Source organism: Nostoc sp. ATCC 53789, assembly GCF_009873495.1.
Taxonomy (GTDB): Bacteria; Cyanobacteriota; Cyanobacteriia; order Cyanobacteriales; family Nostocaceae; genus Nostoc; species Nostoc muscorum_A.
In genome coordinates this window covers 4,168,092-4,185,844 of sequence record NZ_CP046703.1, presented here as the reverse complement: position 1 = coordinate 4,185,844, position 17,753 = coordinate 4,168,092, and the positions used below count along the sequence as shown (strand labels likewise).

The following is a 17,753-nucleotide window of genomic DNA, read 5'->3' as shown; positions in this document are numbered from 1 at the left end:
AAATAGTTGTATCTTGTCATTGATCAGAAATACCCTTAGACAAATTTCCATTTATCACTTACATACGCGAACGCAATTTAAGTATTTACACTGATGCTAGTCACGTTATAGACTTGTGCCAATTGGGAACTATATGATCGGAGATCAATTCAAGTATTTGAATTATTTTTGTTTGCAATACGCATAAAAGACCCTTGCTAATGATTAGTATAATTACACCAGTTTATAACGGTGAGAAATTTATAGAATCTTGCCTTCAAGTTGTCATTGACCAAAATTGTTTAGAAGTAGAGCATATCATTGTTGATGGAGGTTCAGGTGACAAGACAGTAGACATTATTAAAGATAAAGCCAATCAATATCCCCACATACGTTGGATTAGTGAAAAGGACAAAGGACAATCTGACGCTATGAACAAAGGAATTGCTATGGCACGAGGGGAGATTATTGGTGTTTTAAATGTTGATGATTTTTATGAGATAAATCTTCTTAACCGCATCTGTGAGATTTTCCAAACTTTACCAGAACATAGCTTGATTGTTGGTAACTGTAATATCATTAATCAGAAAGAGCAGCTAATGTTTATTAATAAACCTAGCCAATTACGAACAATAGATTTACTATTAGGAAGACGACTTAATGATGATGGAATTATCGATGCTTCTTTTCCAGTAAATCCATCTGCTTACTTCTATCATAAATCATTACATCAAAAAATTGGACTCTATAAAGTAGAAGATCATTATTCAATGGATATAGATTTCCTTTTGAAAGCTGTTTGTTCATCTAATGTTAAATATTTCAATGAAGCTTGGGGTAACTTTAGATATTATCCAGGAACTAAAACATTTGATGATTCTGCAACAGGAAGCAGTTTAGCGCGAATTGAAAAATTATTTAATGATTATATTAAAACACTATCTTTGATAGAACAATGGCAGATTTTGTTAGCTAGGAATATAAATTTTACCTTCTTAAAAATCTTTTATTTTTCCAAGCATCCAGAACGATTGCTTGAATCTATTAAGCAGCGATTAGCTCAACAGGACTTACCCTGGATTTCTCACAAGTGAGAAATCCAGGAGTGTGGGAGGTGTGGGAAGTGTGGGAGGTGTGGGAGGATGGGGAAGAAATTTGACCCCGCACACTTCCCCACACTCCCCTGCCTACAGTATCGTGAGAAATCCGGATTACGCAAAAAATAGCCCAAAGCTTGATTTTCTTCTTAGAGGTTGTTTGAACACTGTTTTGCTGTGATTTTAGGCATTTTGAGATCCCCCTTAAGCTCGACTTTATCCAAAATTAAAAACTTGGCTTTCTTTATTCGGCAAAAACCCTGGCTTTTTGGCAAATACTTTTTTCACGTCACAGATTATGGATGAAGTTAAAAAAGTAAAACTACGATTCCACAAAGGTTTCAGCTATAGCGTTTACGTTGCAAAAAAATGGATAAAGTCGAGTTAAGAGGATATTTGAAAAGTTTCAAGTTGAGTAAAAAAGCTCTTAGGGCATACATAAGCTGTAAATACGTATAGACAGCACCATTGAGAACGATGAGTAAAATATACTCCAGTAACCTGACCGAGACCAATGGGAATTGCTAGCAAAAAATTGTAGGTTTGGTGGAGGCTTTGTGTAACCCAACATTCTGATATATGTTGGGTTGCGCTCCGCTTCACCCAACCTATGTCTACGTCTAATACACTGTGGGGAAGCAAGCTACGCATAGTGCCTCATAGATAGGTTCGAGCATCAGCCGTAGGTATTTGTCCCTATCGTATGTATTTTTACGTAAGCCTTTCAAGTATAGTAGAACCTGATAAAATTACTTTTTACTTACAGCAGATTTCAAATTTGTGAGTAAAAAAATACTCTAGCCACGTTGTAGCGTACCCTCGCCTTAAAAAGAGGAGGGTTTAGTCGTGCGGTTTTGCTGGCTATCACCTACAATGCGCTCATTCATGTATTTTAGAATCCTGATGCAGAATTGAGGTTAAGCCATAGTATAATCACTTCCAAATAGTTTTTGTATAAAAGTTACTTTCTGTATTACAGTGTAATTGTTGTTCTTATAGAGTTTGATCCACAGTTACAGAGAGTATTGCCTTAACTTGACACACCTAGATTCTAAGGTGAAGTATGGTGGTAAGCAAAGATCATTATATTTACAATCTTTTAATAAGGTTTTGCTTTCTGATTTCATGTTCAGTTTGATTCAACAATTTATTCCTGATTGAAAATTAGCTTAGTGACTGATATGGATGCTCAAAAAATCAGAATTTTATTAGTTGATGATAAGCTAGAAAATTTGCATTTTTTATCAGACATCCTTCACAATCAAGCTTATCAGGTACAAAGTGCCCTTTCTGGAGAATTGGCAATCAATAGGGCGCTGGCTTTTCCTCCTGATTTGATTTTACTAAACTTTCTCATTTCCAAAATGAATGGTTATGAGATTTATCAAAATTTAAAATCTCATCAGAAAACTCAAGATATCCCGATAATTTTTTTTGGTGTTTTAGAAGAATTATCGGAAGAAGTAAATATTTGTGATTTAGGGGATGTTGACTATATTACTCAACCATTCCAAGCTAAAGAAGTTTTATTACGCATACAAAATCAACTAACTCTCCAAAGGCTGAAAAAACAGTTAAAAGAACAAAATGCCCAACTGCAAGAGGAGATTAAAGAACGTCAACGGGTTGCTGTTGAGTTAAATCTTCGGAACCAACAGATAGAAGAAATTTTCACAGAAATTCCTGTTAGCCTTAGCAAAGCCTTTTGTAGAGAAGTTTACCAAAACGAACGCCTTTTAGTCGAAGCTGCTCTCAAGAAAAGTGAAAGTCAATATCGCCACCTGGTGGAGACATCCCAGGATATGATCTGGTCGGTAGATATTGATGGACTAATTACTTTTGTTAATCCGGCAGTCAAGCAGATTTATGGCTATGAACCCCAGGAGATGATCGGGCGTACCTTGACTGATTTTATCTCACCTCAGCAAGTTGCTAAAGATAAAGTAGCCTTTGAGCGTGTTTTCCGGGGAAAGCCGATATTTCAACATGAAACTACCTGTGTAGCTAAAGATGGTACTTTACTTTATTTAATGTTTAATGCGATCGCATTACGCAACGAAGAGGGTTTAGTCATAGGTATGACAGGCACTGCTAGTAATATTACACAGCGCCGAGGTATAGAAAAATTACTCCAAGAGAGCGCGATTAAGCTCCGCAATCATAACCTAGTGCTAACCCAACTGGCACAAAATCAAATCCTTTATCAGGGTGACTTGAAAGCAGCTTTGGGCAAAATTACAGAAACAGCTGTCAAAAATATGGGAATGGAACGAGCCAGTGTTTGGTTGTATGACGAAACAGGCTTGAAAATCGAGTGTTTTGACCTATTTGAGGGCAGTCGCAATCAACATAGCGAAGGATTTGTTTTATCAGAGGCCGACTATCCAGCTTATTTTGCAGCTTTGCAACAAGATCAACCAATCGCCGCAGATGATGCCCATACCGATCCCAGAATTAGAGAATTTTCTCCATCTTACTCAAGATTAAATATTACCTCTATACTCGATACACCCATTAGGCAGGAAGGAAAAACCGTAGGGGTTTTATGTTTGGAGGCTGTGGGAGTTGCTCATCATTGGACGCTAGAAGATCAAAATTTCGCTCGTTCTCTGGGCAATTTAGTATCCTTGGTGCTGGAAGCAAAAGAACGTCAACGCGCCGAAGCCGCACGGAGGGCTTCTGAAGAAAAGTTAGCATCAGCTTTTCGGTCATCTCCCGATCCCATTGCCTTAATTACTGTTCCTAACAAACGCTTCGTCGAAGTTAACGACAGTTTTTGTCGGTTTTTTGGTTATTCTCGTTCTCAAGTTATCGATCGCACCGATCAAGAATTGAATATTTGGGCGAATCCAGAAGAATATAACTTTCTCACCCGGATGCTGCAAAAAACGAAAGCTATTCGTAACTATGAGGTTGATGTCTGCACGTCCACAGGGGAAATCAGGACAACCTTGTTGAGTGCAGAAATGATCGAGATTGATGGGAAATGGTATGTACTAGGCACAGCGAAAGATATTACTGAACGCAAGCAGGCAGAAAATGAAAGCCGTTTGTTACTGTTGACAACCCAAGCCATCACTCGCGCCAATGATGTCAATAGCTCTTTAGCACTAGTCTTGCGCTTAATTTGTCATACTATTGGCTGGGATTTTGGTGAAGCATGGATACCTAATGAAGATAGTGCTGCTTTAGAACACAGCCTGGGCTGGTATGGTGAACAAAGCAATTTAGAAGAATTTTGCCGCCACAGTCAAATTGTGAAATTTCCTCTGGGAGTGGGACTACCAGGAAGAGTTTGGCAGAATCAGGAACCAGAATGGATAGAAGATGTTTCAGAAGTTACAGAGCCAATTTTTTTGCGATCGCAACAAGCAGCAAAGGTAGGATTAAAAGCTGGTTTTGGTGTTCCCATACTGGCTGGAAACGAAGTATTAGCTGTTTTAGTGTTTTTTAAACGTAGTTCAGTATTGGTAGATAAACGTTTGCTTTTGCTAGTAAATGCCGTTGCTGCTCAGTTAGGTGGGTTGATTGAGCGCAAAACCCTAGAACAAGAATTAGCACTCAGAGAAGCTCGTCTCAATGCCTTTTTTACGGGGGCTCCCGTTGGTATGAATATTGTAGATAACCAACTGCGGTTTGTGCAAATCAACCAAGTGCTAGCGGAAATTAATGGAATATCCCAGGAAGCTCATATTGGTAAGACCATCCATGAAGCCTTACCCAAAATGGCCAGTGTCGTAGAACCATTTTATCAACAGGTTCTGTTGACAGGTGAACCCATCCTCAATCAAGAATTAAGCGCCGCATCAATTAAACAACCAGATATTATCCGCCACTTCTTAGTTTCTTATTTTCCGATTCCTGGTGAGGACGATCGCCTTTCTGGTGTGGGCGCGGTTTTAGTAGAAATTAGCGAACTGCAAGCAGCACTTCGCGAACGGCAAGCCGCGCTACGCGAACGCAAACATGTCGAACAAGAACTACGTTTAGCTAACGAGCGCCTTCAATATCTGCTTACCTCTAGCCCTGTGGTGATTTATAGCAGCAAAAAAACATTAGGTAATTTTAGCACTACCTTTATTAGTAAGAACGTTAAGGCAATGGTTGGTTACGAAGCCCAGGAATTTGTCGAAAATCCTAATTTCTGGCTGCATCACGTCCATCCAGAAGATATTGAACTGATTTCAGAAAAATTTTCTCAGTTGGTTGAGCAAGAATACACTTCCTACCAGTATCGCTGGTTACATGCTGACGGAACTTATCACTGGTTTTACGAAAAGATGAGGTTAATTCGTGACGAAGCTGGAAACTCTATAGAATGTGTCGGTTATTGGGCAGACATCAACGATGCAAAACTGGCAGAATTAGCTTTACAAGCAGGTCGGCAACGATATCAACTGCTAGCAGAAACCTCACCAGCTTGTATATTCCACACTGATGTGGATGGTAATGTCTTATATTTTAATCAACGCTGGAGTGAGATTAGTGGATGCAGTTTAGAAGAATCTCTAGGAACAGGTTGGACAAAAGCCGTACATCCAGACGATCGCGAGCAGCTATTGTTGACATGGAATCAAGCAAGAGTTGCTAAAACAGCGTATAAGTACGAACATCGATTTTTGCGTGATGATAGTACAGTTGTCTGGGTAATTTGTCAGGCTTTGCCAGAATTTCGAGATGATGGAGAAATAAAAGGTTATATCGGTACGATTACAGATATTACCGAGAGAAAATTGGCAGAAGAAGCCCTGCGTGAGAGTGCAGAACGGGAAAGAGCGATCGCCCAAGTGATTCAAAGGATGCGCCAAACATTGGATTTAGAGACTATATTTGCGGCTACAACCCAAGAATTACGGCAAGTACTCAATTGCGATCGGGTTGTTGTCTATCGTTTCAATCCCCAATGGAGTGGCGAATTTGTCTCTGAGTCTGTAGGTAATGGTTGGATTTCTCTGATAGAAGAACATAACAACGATCCTAATCTTACAGAAGGTGTCTTACAAGAGGGACGTTGCCTAACAAAAATTTTGGATAGCGAGGATAATCAAGCGGAAGATGCTGATATGCAAGCAATTCAAGATGGCATTTACGCACAAGGCGCAACTTTTCGCTGCGTCCCAGACATTTACAATGCTGAGTTTCATTCCTCTTACATTAGCCTTTTAGAACGCTTTCAGGCAAAAGCTTACATCATTGTCCCCATTTTATATGGTAGTCAGATTTGGGGATTACTAGCGAGTTATCAAAATTCCGATTCCCGCCAATGGAAACCAGGAGAAATCAACATCGTAGTTCAAATTGGCAATCAGTTGGGCGTGGCTTTACAGCAGGCACAATTACTGGCGCAAACTCAAAGGCAGTCACAAGCATTGCAAGAAGCTGTGATCACAGCTGATGCTGCCAACCGCGCCAAAAGCGAATTCCTCGCCAACATGAGCCACGAACTGCGTACCCCACTCAACGCCATCCTCGGTTTTACCCAAATCATGAGTCACGATCATGCTTTATCTACTGAACATCAGCAAAATCTAGCAATCATCAATCGTGCTGGCGAACATCTTCTCAACTTAATCAACGACATTCTGGAAATGTCTAAAATTGAAGCTGGTAGAATAACATTAAATCTCAACAGTTTTGACTTAATTCGCCTCTTAGAAAACCTGGAAGAGATGTTGCGTTTCCGCGCCACTTCCAAAGGCTTAGAATTAAATTTTGAATATACATCTTACCTTCCGCAGTATATCCAAGCTGATGAAAGTAAACTGCGTCAAGTATTGCTTAACCTCTTGGGAAATGCCATCAAATTTACCGATACTGGAAGAGTAATGTTACGCGTAGCGATGGAGGATATGGGGGATAAAATTTTACCTCATCCTCCTCATCTCTTCTTCGAGGTTACAGATACTGGTCGCGGTATTGCGCCACAGGAAATTAACTTGCTGTTTGAAGCATTTGGGCAAACTGAAACTGGAAGAAAATCGCAACAGGGAACTGGACTAGGTTTAGCAATTAGCCGCAAATATGTGGAACTAATGGGAGGAAACATTAGCGTCACCAGCATTATTGGTGAGGGAAGTACATTTGCCTTTGATATTCAAATTGATCTAGCCGCAGCCAGCGAAATCCAGATCCAACAAATTAGACGACAAGTTCTGAGTTTAGCGCCTGCTCAAAACGAATACCGCATTTTGGTGGTTGATGACTCCACAGACAGCCGTTTAGTACTAGTAAAAATCCTGACATCTATCGGTTTTGCAGTCCAAGAAGCGGCAAATGGCACGGAAGCGATCGCACTTTGGCAACAATGGCAACCACACCTAATTTTTATGGATATGCGGATGCCAATTATGGACGGCTACGAAGCCACCAAAATTATTAAAGCTAGAGAAGAAACTTCAATTCCAAATCGCAAAACCATTATTATCGCCTTAACTGCTAACGCCTTTGAAGAACAGCGAGAGGCAACAATCAAAGCTGGTTGTGATGATTATATTAACAAGCCTTTCCGTGAAGAAGAATTATTAGAAAAATTGAGTGAATATTTAGAAGTTCAATATATTTATCAAGAAGATAACTATCAGATAAAGAATGCAAAACAACAATTAACAGAATCAATCTTGAAGCTTACAGATTTAGTTCCTCTATTGTCTGAAATGTCCCCTGAATGGGTGAAACAGGTGTATACTGCCGCAGCCCAATGTAGTGATGACTTAATTTTAGAATTGATTGAACAAATTCCTTCAGAAAATGCTATATTGAGCAATTTTATTCAGAATTTGGCTCATAATTTCCAGTTTGAGAAAATTATGGAATTGACGAGTATTGCAGGAGTATTATCTAGTTAATAACAATTATTAACTGAGTAGTAATAAGATACCCTTTAAAAAGCTAAGGTTACACACATCTCTCTACAAAACCAAAATGTTGTAGATCCTCCTAAATCCTCCTTATTTAATTAATAGTAAATTATGCCAATTCTTTCTTAATCCTGATTATTGCTGTTTTAAGTTCTGCCGAATATCTCCAATCTACAAAGCTACCATAAATTAATTTGTTATTACTGTCAGCTAAAAAAATGTGATCGAGTCCAATCACATTTTTGCAAGTTTTAACTAAAGTCCCATCTTTCAAAATGAATATAGGTCTAGACCATTTGAAGTCTCTGTCATGACAGTGAGAAATACTAGGAACAGCATCTAAGATTTCTACAGCTTTCTCTGCTAAGTTTGAGATAGAGCTTACTGTTTCAGCTTGATAAAATATATCTTTAATAATGTAATGTATAACATTTTCAAACATATTTACTTCCATTTTGTCCTACATAATTAACCATTTTCTTATTAAGAATATTCTTTTAATTTAGCCTAAATATGTTATGGACTGAAACAGTAAATACACTAATTTCAAAAAAATAATAAAAAAAGCCCCCCTTTTTAAGGGGGGTTGGGGGGATCTCTTATCTATAATCTTGCTTTTGAATACTCCCTAAACGAGCAGCATCACGAATATTATAGTCGGATCGAGTAAAGCGATTTAGCTGCATTTCAAAAAAATCTCGATTGGCTTGTAAATGTTTGGGATTTTGGTCATCTAAAGGATATAAAAGTGCAGTTCGCAAAGCTTGAATTACCGCAGAAGTAACACAGTACATTGAGCGTTGAAAACTAACTCCCAACTGAATCAACATATCTTCTTCACCCCGGCAATGTTGGCTGTAGTAATCAACAAGATACGGGGGCAAAAAATGCAACATATCTTGCATTAATAATGTCGGGGGAATGCCAGCAGTACCCACTGGAAATACATCAGCGTAAAGAATACCAAAGTGAAAGTCTTTTTGGTCTTCTGGTACTTGACGCGCTTGAGCATTATAAGATTTTGTCCCTCGGAAGGGTGCGGTGCGGTAGAAAACTGCTTCTACATAAGGTAATGCTGCTTCATATAGCCACATGAAACCCTTGGATTTGGGGATAATTTCGTAGCATTCACCACGAATATAAACGTGATGGTAAATGGGACGACCTGCGATCGCAAATATACCATTAACTAAGAAGCTCATTGCCTCTGGGACGGTGCTAATCGTACCTTCATCATAGCGATCGGACATTTCAAAGAATACCGGGGCCATGACTTCCCAGAATAAGCCCAGATTAGCGTAGTATGACATCTGGCGGCACTGTTCCAAAAACATATCGGGGAACAGCTTGTAAAGACCCAGCATTACTGGGTTTCCTTGGAAATAAGCTTTAATTGCTCGGTCAGCGTTAGCTTTGTATTCGTCTGAATCTAGGTAAGGGTCAAATTGTCCGCCCATCCCTCTGTGCCATAACATCGCCCGCATACAAGCTTCCGCAAACTCCATGTTGATGCGATCGTGGAACAAGTGATGCAATAACTTCGGCATTTTGAAGGTTTCACCCTTTTCCATAAATGCCAAAAGTTCTGGATGTGCAGTAGCTTCGCCGCGCCAAATTCGTAAATCAGCATCATCACCAGCATAATGATTATGAAGTTCTAAATACTCTTTGGGTAAGAAGTATTTAAAGAAGGGAACCGGGTTTAAAAACTCGTTTTCAGCAATATAAAGTAGGTCGCGCCAGTAAAAATCCATCGGCACAGCATAAGCTTTATATAAACCGATGATTTGCATCAAATTTTCTGGAGTATCGGGTAACATTGCACCGCCTGCTTCTAAGCGATGAATTACATCGGCAAATTCGTGCGTTGAAGGAGGTAATTTAATTGCTGTTTTAATTGCTGTCATATTATTTAGTAATTGGTGTTAGTGATTCTTGACGAATATTCAGGGCATGAAAAATGCTTAAAACATCATGTGTCCAAACTGGCAATATTAGCGTCATAGCAATTTCTTCAAGGCTGTGAATTGTGCCAGCAATACAAGTCAGCCATAAGGTAACTCCAGCGTAATCAAAGCCAAACAGGGCAATAATCGCAATAAAAAGAGTGATTCCCCAAAATTTTGCAGAGTAGGTGTGATAGCTAGCGGGTTTACCATATTTCACTAAATTCACCGCCCACCACAGCAATTGAGCAAAAACAATCATTAGCAAAGGTACGCTATAAGTAACGAGAATATCTTGATGAACTATCCACGCACTCACAAAGATACAGCTAAAAAGGCAGACATCAGCCCAACTATCAGCTTGGCGCAATTGGGCAGTACTGACACCTAGTTTTCGCGCAATAATGCCATCAAAAATATCTGAGAGAAAGGCTGCAACAAAACCGACTATGAACCAAATACTGGTTTTGCCATCCCAGGCACCTAACAGGAGGAATGGAGATATCAAAAAGCGAAATAGAACAAGACCACCGGGAATTAATGTGAGATTCATCCTTCCTCCTTTATCGATGCGTAACTCTCTTATTGATTACTTCAGCGCTACTTCAGAGATTACGGTTTTTTCCAAAGAGGGAATTGCAGCCACCATTGTTGTAGTTGTAGATTCACTCCAACGCACTAACCAAGTGGGTTGTACTCCCAAAAAGATGATGAAAGCTGCCAAAATTAAAGCTGGGATTTTCTCAGACCAAAGGACTTTGGGATAGTAGGCGAAGTTATCGAGTCTGCCAAAACAGGTGCGGTTGAGAAGGATGACAAAATAAACTGCGGTTAATCCACTAGCCACTACACACAAAATTGTCGGGATGGGAAAGGCAGAGAAACTACCTTGAAAGACGATAAATTCGGCAATAAATCCTGTTAAACCGGGAATACCTGCACTAGCCATCCCGCCTAAAACTAGTAAGGCACTAATTAGAGGTAAGCCGCGTATGGGACTCATCAAACCATTGAGTTTATCTAACTCGCGCGTTCCGACTTTGGCTTCTACAACTCCCACCAAGTGGAAGAGAATCGCCAGGATGATACCGTGACTAAACATTTGGGCGACTGCACCAACGAGTGCTAAGGGAGTACTAGCAGCAGCAGCTAACAAAATATAGCCCATGTGGCCGACGGAACTGTATGCTACCATGCGCTTGATATCTTTTTGAGCGATCGCAATTACTGCCCCATAGATAGCGCTGATTGCTCCCCAAATTGCCAGAGTCGGTGCAATAATGCTCCAAGCATGGGGAAACATCCCCAAACCAAATCGCAGCAATCCATAAGTTCCCAGCTTTGCCAACACGCCACCGAGAAGAATGGCAATTGGTGCTGAAGCCTCAACGTAAGCATCGGGTAGCCAAGTATGGAAGGGAACTAAGGGGATTTTAATCCCAAAACCTAAGACTATTCCCGCTAGTAAAAGGATTTGTTTTGCTGTTGACAGATTTTCTGTAGAGACTGAATCAAAAGCAAAATTGGTAGAACCACTCAGCCATACCATACCTAAGAATGTTGCCAGAATTAATGCTCCTGAAACCGCAGTATAAATCAGGAATTTCATCCCAGCATAACCCCGTTTTGCTCCTCCCCAAATGGAAATTAGTAAGTAGAAAGGGATTAATTCTAGTTCGTAGAATAGGAAGAATAGCAGCAAATTCTCCGCGAGAAAAGCACCTGCAACCCCTCCACTCACTAATAAAATCATGGAGTAGAACAGCCGAGGACGTTCAGTTTCTTTACTACTGGTGTAAATAGAAATCCAGGTTAGTAGACTATTTAACACCAACATTAATATAGAAAGCCCATCCACACCTATTTGATAACTCAAACCCAGGGTTTCATTCCAGGGCAAATACTCTTTAAATTGCATTCCTGGGTTGACAATATCAAACTTTAGCAGGATAAATATGTTCCAAGAAAGAACTATACCTGATAAAATTAATGCTGTTAAACGAATACGATGCTTAGGGAAACTTGCAGGTAATATTGCTATCAGAGCGGCGGCTAAAATAGGGAGCCAAATCAAAACACTTAACATGGTATTCTTGTCCTTTGTCCTTTCTGGTTTGCCCTTCGTCGTTTATCCTTTGTCATTTATGACTTCCTCTTAGCCAATGACCAATCACTAATGACAAAGGACAAAAAAACTAATTCACTAAACTAATTCTCCCAGTATCTAAATCGTAATATCCACCGACTATTTTTAGCTTCTCTGCCTTGATTAGTTCAGATAAAACTGTGGATGATTTCAATTTTTCAATTTGTGCCAGAATATTTGCTTTACAAGCGTTTTCTAACCTATCTCCTGATTTTCCTTTGGAGCTTTCTACACTTGGTTTAATTGCTTCAAGCAAACTTCCAATTTGTCCTGGTACTTGAGCGCCTTTGATTGCAGCATCTACCGCACCACATTTTTCATGCCCCACTACCATGATTACTTTAGTACCTAATACTAAGCTGCCAAATTCTAAGCTACCAATTTCTTCTGGTGTGGCAATATTACCAGCTACACGGCAGACAAATAAATCTCCAAGTCCTTGGTCAAAGACAATCTCTGAAGGCACTCGTGAATCTGCACAACCGAGAACAGAAGCAAATGGCTTTTGACCTTTGGCAACTTCGACTAAACGTGAACGTGTTTGGTGAGGATTGCGCCGTTTTGATTTAACAAATCTATCATTCCCATCTAGTAATTCTTGCAATGCCTTATCGGGATTAATCTCATCTTCTGCTGGCGCTGCTGGGGCTTTTTTTTCGGCTGCAAGTAAGTTTGAGCTAAGTCCAACTGTCAATACCCCTGTACCGATCGCACCTGCACTAAACTTCAATAAACCTCTTCTGGAAAGATTGATTTGGGTATTTCGTATGCTCATGGAATTCTCCTGCAAATTTTATACTAAACTGTCTGCTTGTTTGTAATCAAAGGGTGTTTAACTACCCAACTGTCGAAATTGGAAAAATCAAATTTAAAAACTGCACTCCCCAAAATGGCCAAGCTACCCATATTCCTAAAACGCTCACTCCTAGTAAGACAGTTAAAGCGTAAAATTGGGTTTGTCCAGAGGTGCTGTATTTTAAACTTTCGCCACCTAATAGCGAAAATAAACCAACCAAATTAACGATACCATCGACAACAAAGCGGTCAATCATATCGGCAAGTTGGGAAATTTTGGCAACGCCAAAAATAATGGTTATTCGATAGAGTTTGGGGGTATAAAAGTCGTATGCGAACAAGTCTTGTAGACCTTTCCAAGGGAGGCGAATTGGTTTAGGAATATTGCCTAAATAAACCACACCAGTGATGCTACAACCGGAAATACTCGACCAAATTAAAAGTAGTACGACATCTTTGTTTAAAGTTGCCCAATCAGGTAAAAGTGATAAGCTTTGCAACACTAAAGGAAGATGTAGACTAAAGGCAAGTAAAATTACCATTGGTAAAATCATTGGCCAGTGTGCTTCAGGCGATCGCTGACTCATTTGTGTAGCTTTACCACCAAAAATTAAACCAAATTCTCTGGTTAAACTCACGGCTGTCAAAGCGTTCACCGTTATCACTACTCCCACTAACCAAGGTTGCGTTTCCCACAACCCATCTGCTAGTTTCACTAACGCCCAAAAACTACCCAATGGTGGAAAACCAATTAATCCCAAAGTCCCGACGATAAAGGCTATTGCTGAAATCGGGCGACGTGTCCACAATCCGCCTAATTGGGTGACATCTTGGGTGATGCTATTCCAAATAATTCCGCCGGTACTCATCACCAATAGGGCTGCGGATATAGCATGAGTAAGTACTAACAACAGTGCTGCTTCATCTTGTTGCGTTCCCACGGCAATGAATACTAAACCCATGTATGCACTGACAGAATAGGATTGGCAGCGTTTAAGATCAACTTGAGCGATCGCAATTAAAGAAGCACCTACTGCCGTCACTACCCCAATGGCCACCATAGCGGAGGAAACTATGGGCGACAGGCTTAACACAGGTTGCAGTTTAATCAGCACCCATGCACCACTAGCAACCACTACCGAATTCCGCAAAATTGTACTGGGAACTGGGCCTTCCATTGCTTCATCCAACCACAAATGCAGTGGGAACTGGGCACATTTACCCATTGGCCCGGCAATTAAGGCTAAACCTACCAGGGCCATTGTTGTCGGGTTGACGTTAGCAGTCGCCGCCCACTTAGCTAGTTCTGGATAACTCCAAGTTCCAGCTAGGGGCCATAATGCCAACACGCCCATCAGCAAGAATAAGTCTCCTACCCGCTTGGTTAAGAAAGCATCTCTGGCACCTGAGACTACCAACGGCTGGCTAAACCATAAGCCAACTAGTAGATAGGTTCCCAGTGTGAGGACTTCCAAAATTACATAGCTGAAGAACAAGTTATTACACAGAACCAGGGCACATAGTCCAGCTTCAAATAATCCTAATAAAGAATAGAAGCGTCCCCAACCCCAATCCATCTCCATGTAACCGATGGCATAAATCTGCGCCAGCAAATTCAAACCAGTAATCACAACTAAAGCGCCGACACTCACTGAGGATATTTCTAAAGCAATAGTGAGGTCTAAACCAGCTGTAGATAACCAAGGAATAAATACTTCTTGGGCTGGTTGATTCCAAGTTGCTTGTAAGGCGATCGCACTATGTACAAACGCCAAAAATGTCATCACCAAGTTTATATAACCCGCCGGTCTTGGCCCCGTTTTCCGAATGATTCCCGGCGACCAAGGCACTGCTAACAAGCCACCTATTAAGGCGTAGCAAGGAACTAGCCAAACAGTCTCAAGTAGAAACTGAGCCATCAACTCACCTCTATAGTTTTCATCAAAAATTTGGGGTTTTAGTTCAACTTGCGTTGATCCCTGTTAACCCAGAGATATCTACGACAGGCTACGCCTATGCAGATAAGACAAATTTATCTTTATTTAATCTTGTTAGAAACAGCTTACCGTTATATCTGTCAAAAAGGAATTACTTTATCTAAACAAATCTGAGATAAATGCTCTAAAAAAATCTTATATAATAATCAACCATTTGAGTAATGAATAATAGCTATTGTTTTTTATCTATGAATCAATCGTTGGTTTGATCAATAATCATCATGAGTTTTTACTTATTGACATAAATGACAAGAGACGCAATTGATTGCGTCTCTACAAGTCAGCAAAACAAAATATGACTTACACTTCGGTAATTTTGTCAATCTGCCAAAAAACAGAAATAATCGCAGGCGCTTGGTCAAATTGGCTGATAGGGGCGGGTTTCATGTCTCGGTAGTCCAGCAGTTGGACTAAGATCAGGTAAGCGATCGCTAAAATAACCGAAATCGCACCTGTAAGAATAGCAATTAATTTTGAACGTTCCATCAGTATTTCCTATATTTAAAGTTATTGTGCTGATCTATATCCTAATAAGTTCTAGTTAAGGCTTGATCGTCCTAACTCTCCTTAAAAAGAGAAGACGCTAAAAGCGTTAGTGAGTCTGCGAGGTCAGAGGTTCCTCCAATTCAAGCAAGTGAGTGGTCTGGGTTGGGCAAAATATTACGAACTCAAACGTATTAGCCTATATCTACATTAATACTTCACATACACACTACATAGTTACCGATATACTCATAGTTGTTCAAAGCAATAGTTTAGTACGTTACACCTACCTATTTACAGCAGTTTTCTTTTGTATGAAGTACAAAGAGTTACGAGTTTTGAGGCAGGATCGTGCAGCGTTACAACAGCAGACAGATCGCTTTTAGCGGGAGAAGGCAAGAGATAGAAACTCTATCTGATGTGTGAGTTCTGCATTTGTACCTAAATTATTTGCAAAATACTGTATCTTTACATAGTTCAATTGTTTCATGCCCACCTACTTGTTGCAATCATATATGAAGATAGAGTTTTGCTTGCACTGCAAACATTTGCAAACTCTAAAAGGTGTGGCAAAACATAGCAAAGTTAAGCATAAAATTAAGTACCAATAGACTCATAATCTTTATTAATTCCAGTTTTTAGGCATTATGAGTAATAAAAAAAAGACAGAATTCCTGTTATCTTATTAGGATATTAAATACTGCGAAATAGTCACTTAAATATAAATTTAAATTTCCATGATTAGTATTGCTAAATTAAATAAAATTGACTTTATAGTTTTGATTGCTATTGTCATTATTGGTCTGATACATTTACATTTTCCATTTGACGGAGATCAAGCATTTTTTAGGCTAGGTGCTTTGGAGATGCAACAAGGAAAAGTACTTTATCGAGATTTTTGGGATATTAAACAACCGGGGATTTTTTCATTTTATTTTTTAGCAGGAAGTTTGTTTGGTTTTAATGAGATTGGTATCCATGTATTTGAACTTATTTACATGGTATTTTTTTCGATAATATTGCTGCTGACTCTAAAAAGCTATTTTCGACATCAGATAATTGCAAGTCTAGTACCTTTGTTAACAGTTGGCGTTTACTATATTGTTTCCGGTGCTTGGCATCTGACTCAAGTAGAAGCACTGGTCGGTTTTCCTTTATTCCTTTGTCTTTGGGTTACTTTTAAATCTTTTACAAAAGAAGGAAAGCAAAGATTTTATCTGCTTTTAATGTCAGGCTTTTTAGGCGGAATTGTTCTTTTATTTAAATTCTTATTTCTGCTGATCTTGGTTTCATTCTGGCTAACTATATTGATGTATTCTATACTAATAAAACGCCACAGTATTCAAAAAAACTTCATTGAGATTTTTATCCCAATTTTTATAGGAGTTACATTTCCTCTTTTGGTTGTTGCCAGCTACTTTATCTCGGTTAATAGTTTTGCGATAGTGTTGAAGACATTTTTTATATATCCACCGATGATTGTTGCTAATGCTGCATTTAATCAGACTAATTTTGTTTTGGGAATAAAATGGTTATTACAGAATTTTTATTCTTTAATTTTAATGACTGCTGTTGCAGTATATGTATCATTGTATAAGTCTAAGAATATATTGACTTTGCTACTTGTTGTTTGGTGTATTTTTGCTTTGTCTGTTATTCTTTTACAGGGAACAGCATTGTGGGAATACCATTATTTACTATTGTTTGTACCTATAGGTATTTTAGCAACTAAGGGATTAGATATATTGTGGGATTCCTTAAAAGGATTAAAGTCTCGAATCCCAACTATTTTGCTGGTATTTTTATTGTTCTTACCTTTCTCTTTCACTCTCGCAAAAAAGAGTATTACTCTGGTTAATAATAATTTTGCTTTAACTGAAGATACACGATTGCAATATCAGGCTGTCTTTAGACCAAAATATCCATCTCTTCGTTCAGAAGCTAATTTTATATCTCAACCAGGAAATCTTGTTGGTGATATTTATGTAGCTGGCGATCCATCTATTTACTATTTTTCTGGTCGGAATCAAGCTACAATACTACGTGGTTGGGCTCTTGAATATTTTTTATCTGAGCAATGGTCAGCACTGATAAAGCAGTTGGATTCATCAAAGCCTCCTTATATTTTTATTGATTACGAACCGCAGGCTATAATCAAAGAAAAATTTCCAAATCTACTGGAATTTGTTGAGCAAAAATATCAGATTTTACTTCAAGATAATAATGGTATTTGGTATATCTTGAAGGAAGACTCCGCAGTGAGAATTTAGCCTGGATTTCTCACAAGTGAGAAATCCAAGGGGTGTGGGAGGTGTGGGAGGATGGGGAAGAAGTCTTACCCCCCACACTCCCCACACTCCCCACACTCCCCACACTCCTCTTCCCCTGAAGCCTACACTATGCGTGAGAAATCCGGGTTAGAGGATATTTTAAAAGTCCTCTTGTCTGATGTT

General features: G+C 39.3%; 11 protein-coding genes. 4 read left to right on the top strand and 7 right to left on the bottom strand.

Annotated elements, in window-relative coordinates:
• Positions 1-200: 200 nt before the first annotated feature.
• Complete coding sequence (locus tag GJB62_RS17245; RefSeq protein WP_114081756.1) at positions 201-1,073, top strand: glycosyltransferase family 2 protein; 873 nt, start codon at positions 201-203, stop codon at positions 1,071-1,073.
• Between the two features lie 1,184 nt (positions 1,074-2,257).
• Complete coding sequence (locus tag GJB62_RS17240) at positions 2,258-7,921, top strand: PAS domain S-box protein (RefSeq protein WP_114081755.1); 5,664 nt, start codon at positions 2,258-2,260, stop codon at positions 7,919-7,921.
• Positions 7,922-8,042: 121 nt separating this feature from the next.
• Here GJB62_RS17240 and GJB62_RS17235 read toward each other — a convergent pair whose 3' ends face one another.
• The 7 genes from GJB62_RS17235 to GJB62_RS17205 all read right to left on the bottom strand — a co-directional run bounded on the left by GJB62_RS17235 (position 8,043) and on the right by GJB62_RS17205 (position 15,303).
• Positions 8,043-8,375 carry a hypothetical protein gene (locus GJB62_RS17235; protein ID WP_114081754.1) on the bottom strand — a complete coding sequence of 111 codons (333 nt, stop codon included), beginning with the start codon at positions 8,373-8,375 and terminating at the stop codon, positions 8,043-8,045.
• Positions 8,376-8,532: 157 nt separating this feature from the next.
• Positions 8,533-9,840, bottom strand: coding sequence for a CO2 hydration protein (locus GJB62_RS17230; protein ID WP_114081753.1), 1,308 nt, complete (start codon positions 9,838-9,840; stop codon positions 8,533-8,535).
• A 1-nt stretch (position 9,841) separates the two neighbouring features.
• A complete protein-coding gene (locus GJB62_RS17225) occupies positions 9,842-10,432 on the bottom strand; it encodes a CDP-alcohol phosphatidyltransferase family protein (protein WP_114081752.1) in 591 nt (196 codons plus the stop codon).
• A gap of 36 nt (positions 10,433-10,468) precedes the next feature.
• The gene (locus GJB62_RS17220; RefSeq protein WP_114081751.1) at positions 10,469-11,965 is read right to left on the bottom strand and encodes an NADH-quinone oxidoreductase subunit M; all 1,497 of its coding nucleotides are present in this window, start codon (positions 11,963-11,965) and stop codon (positions 10,469-10,471) included.
• A 109-nt stretch (positions 11,966-12,074) separates the two neighbouring features.
• Positions 12,075-12,800, bottom strand: a complete 726-nt coding sequence (locus GJB62_RS17215; RefSeq protein WP_181852835.1) for a carbonic anhydrase — start codon at positions 12,798-12,800, stop codon at positions 12,075-12,077.
• A gap of 61 nt (positions 12,801-12,861) precedes the next feature.
• Positions 12,862-14,739, bottom strand: coding sequence for an NAD(P)H-quinone oxidoreductase subunit F (locus GJB62_RS17210; protein ID WP_114081750.1), 1,878 nt, complete (start codon positions 14,737-14,739; stop codon positions 12,862-12,864).
• A gap of 378 nt (positions 14,740-15,117) precedes the next feature.
• Complete coding sequence (locus GJB62_RS17205; RefSeq protein WP_114081749.1) at positions 15,118-15,303, bottom strand: hypothetical protein; 186 nt, start codon at positions 15,301-15,303, stop codon at positions 15,118-15,120.
• Positions 15,304-16,037: 734 nt separating this feature from the next.
• Here GJB62_RS17205 and GJB62_RS17200 point away from each other — a divergent pair.
• Positions 16,038-17,570 carry a hypothetical protein gene (locus tag GJB62_RS17200; protein WP_114081748.1) on the top strand — a complete coding sequence of 511 codons (1,533 nt, stop codon included), beginning with the start codon at positions 16,038-16,040 and terminating at the stop codon, positions 17,568-17,570.
• Between the two features lie 16 nt (positions 17,571-17,586).
• Positions 17,587-17,721 (top strand): hypothetical protein, encoded by a 135-nt coding sequence (locus tag GJB62_RS38030; RefSeq protein ID WP_258551438.1) that lies wholly within the window; start codon positions 17,587-17,589, stop codon positions 17,719-17,721.
• The last annotated feature ends 32 nt before the right edge of the window (positions 17,722-17,753 follow it).

Bases quoted from the DNA above. Each gene is read 5' to 3' on its own strand.
- GJB62_RS17245 (WP_114081756.1), top strand. From the start codon at position 201: ATGATTAGTATAATTACACCAGTTTATAACGGTGAGAAATTTATAGAA.
- GJB62_RS17240 (WP_114081755.1), top strand. From the start codon at position 2,258: ATGGATGCTCAAAAAATCAGAATTTTATTAGTTGATGATAAGCTAGAA.
- GJB62_RS17235 (WP_114081754.1), bottom strand. From the start codon at position 8,375: ATGTTTGAAAATGTTATACATTACATTATTAAAGATATATTTTATCAA.
- GJB62_RS17230 (WP_114081753.1), bottom strand. From the start codon at position 9,840: ATGACAGCAATTAAAACAGCAATTAAATTACCTCCTTCAACGCACGAA.
- GJB62_RS17225 (WP_114081752.1), bottom strand. From the start codon at position 10,432: ATGAATCTCACATTAATTCCCGGTGGTCTTGTTCTATTTCGCTTTTTG.
- GJB62_RS17220 (WP_114081751.1), bottom strand. From the start codon at position 11,965: ATGTTAAGTGTTTTGATTTGGCTCCCTATTTTAGCCGCCGCTCTGATA.
- GJB62_RS17215 (WP_181852835.1), bottom strand. From the start codon at position 12,800: ATGAGCATACGAAATACCCAAATCAATCTTTCCAGAAGAGGTTTATTG.
- GJB62_RS17210 (WP_114081750.1), bottom strand. From the start codon at position 14,739: ATGGCTCAGTTTCTACTTGAGACTGTTTGGCTAGTTCCTTGCTACGCC.
- GJB62_RS17205 (WP_114081749.1), bottom strand. From the start codon at position 15,303: ATGGAACGTTCAAAATTAATTGCTATTCTTACAGGTGCGATTTCGGTT.
- GJB62_RS17200 (WP_114081748.1), top strand. From the start codon at position 16,038: ATGATTAGTATTGCTAAATTAAATAAAATTGACTTTATAGTTTTGATT.